Source organism: Alkalibacterium sp. 20 (assembly GCF_001885615.1).
In the GTDB taxonomy this organism is placed as follows: domain Bacteria; phylum Bacillota; class Bacilli; order Lactobacillales; family Carnobacteriaceae_A; genus Alkalibacterium.
In genome coordinates this window covers 1-1,750 of sequence record NZ_LSRN01000092.1, presented here as the reverse complement: position 1 = coordinate 1,750, position 1,750 = coordinate 1, and the positions used below count along the sequence as shown (strand labels likewise).

1 protein-coding gene and 1 pseudogene are annotated in these 1,750 nt (G+C 30.2%); one reads left to right on the top strand and one right to left on the bottom strand.

Annotated elements, in window-relative coordinates; translation table 11 throughout:
* Positions 1 to 351: 351 nt before the first annotated feature.
* Positions 352 to 782 (bottom strand): annotated as a pseudogene (locus AX762_RS11890) (ASCH domain-containing protein).
* Positions 783 to 1,131: 349 nt separating this feature from the next.
* Here AX762_RS11890 and AX762_RS11885 point away from each other — a divergent pair.
* Positions 1,132 to 1,338, top strand: a complete 207-nt coding sequence (locus AX762_RS11885; RefSeq protein WP_071849323.1) for a hypothetical protein — start codon at positions 1,132 to 1,134, stop codon at positions 1,336 to 1,338.
* Positions 1,339 to 1,750: the final 412 nt, after the last annotated feature.

The window sequence follows — 1,750 nt, the reverse complement described above, 5'->3', positions numbered from 1 at the left end:
TTATATGGTGTTTCACAAAATAATTTTGAAATTACTAATTTTAATTTTTATTCTGGATTGACTACTTTTATGGGTGCAATATTACTAATAATATTCATCGTGATGATGATTATAAAGAAAAAAATGAGAATTTGAATTACTACCTATAAACTAGACACGCTAAGAAAGGTTCTTTGTCAAACATAGTGTTGGTCATAGATTCATTTAGGAAGAAAGCCAAGTGGCTTTCTTCCTTCTTTTATTAAAAAATCTCTTTACCTGATTTTACTAAGTCTCATGAAAAAGTATCCTTATTAAAACAAGGTCATCGATACATGATTTTATATAAAATAGTGTGTTTATATATAAAAATTATTTATAAACCACTTTAAATTCTTCGCAAACAACTGGTATATTATCATGAATCTCAAGATTTACTTCTTCGTACCATTGTGTAAATAATTCAGTATGTTCTTTTCTCCATGTATCTAATGATCTATCTCCCCTCTCCTTCTTTAAAGGCATGTTCTTCAGAAACTTCGAGAAGCGGAACAATCGAAACTTTGGTTGTTTTAGTTATGCAAACAGCTTCATCATTGCTATCTAAAATCATTTACTTGTGGCAATGGATCATTATCTACTGCGTATAATTCATAAGCAGAAGCTGTAGCCGTTTTGATATTTTTCACAGTCAATTCTGCTAGTTGATCAACAAGAGCTCCATACCTCCACGCACTGTAACTGCTATTCGTATATTCTGAATGTTGTTTTATAAAATTATCCCACATTTGTTTTGTTTTCATAAAAATCTCCCCTTGGCTATTTTTAATTATGAGTTATTCTATTCAAATTTCAAGATAAGATTACTATTTGATATATGGTTAATCACTTTCATTAATTGAGCCTCCTAATTTAAGTAAAGATATCTTTACACTCGTTTGGTGTTTCCCATTATTCTCGATACACGATTTTATCCAATTTCATGTGTCGTACAGCATAGACTGAGTTTGTCATAATAATACACGAGGAAAGCTCAGGTGTGCTCTTAACCAATGGATTGATATTTAGTTATTTTCCTGCGAAGTTAGCTAGTCAGAAAGGAATCATATCTATAATATAAAATATCTGAAAATAAGAGTGGAGTTAATTAGTATGTCAGGATTTTTTGAATTAGGAACCATGGGTACCTTAGAAATGTTTTGTGTTATTTTTTTCACTCACCTTGTACTCACAGTCATTCTAAATTTAATTTCTAAAGAACATCAAAAAGCATTTTTTTCGAGTACCAGATACTTGAACCCGAAAGAGAAAAATATGACTGGGAGAGACTGGTTAGAATTAGAAAAGGTGTTTTTCTAGCTGCATTAATATATTCTGCAATTGTAATAGTTTTAACTCATATATTTGGAACGTCAGTTTCAAATGCAGCAATTTTTCTAGGTACAATATTATATATTGTAGGCTTGTCATTTAGCGATGTAAAAAAGAATAAAAAGTAATTGGAATTATATATAACCTAAATTCTACGTCAACAAATTGAAAAGCACCGTTAAAGCCATAGTATGAATGGGTTCCTTCAAAATTCACCTTTCACCCATTGGGTGAAAGAAAAAAAGCACAAAAATATGTTGAATTATCTGCTTTTGACACCCCCGATGTAGTAAAATAATAGTAACAAAAGTAGTGAAAAGGGGTCTGAATTATGATTAATAAAATTGATTTTAAAGCTAAGAATCTAACATCAAATGCGGGTCTTTTTTTACTACTTTAG